The organism is Acidovorax sp. SRB_24, assembly GCF_012931925.1.
In genome coordinates, this window is sequence record NZ_MWOM01000262.1 from 1 (window position 1) to 406 (window position 406).

Annotated in this window: 1 protein-coding gene; it reads left to right on the forward strand. The window is 71.4% G+C overall.

The features are described 5' to 3' along the window. On the forward strand, window positions 1-406 hold a 406-nt coding region (locus B2J89_RS21865), incomplete at both ends, for a M48 family metalloprotease (protein WP_240965123.1).

Here is a 406-nt window from a genome sequence, read left to right on the forward strand (position 1 = left end):
CGCGCACGGCCCCTGGTCGGCGCGCCGCGCCTTCCTGCTCAGCGCAGCCGCCGCCACCGCGGCGGCCGCCGCGCCGCCGGCGCTGGCGCAGGTCGATGTGGGTTCGTCTTCCGGCTTGCGCAACTTGGTGCCGGCCGACACGCTCGAGAACGCCGCCACCGAGCAATACCACCAGCTGCTGGCCCAGGCGCGCGCGAAAAAAGCCCTGGCGCCCGACAGCCACCCGCAGCTGCAGCGCCTGCGCGCTATCGGGCAGCGCCTGGTGCCGTTTGCCGCGCAGTGGAACCCGCGGGCGCGCGACTGGCGCTGGGAGGTCAACCTGATCGGCAGCAAGCAAATCAATGCCTTCTGCATGCCCGGCGGCAAGATCGCGTTCTATACCGGCATCCTCGACCAGCTCAAGCTC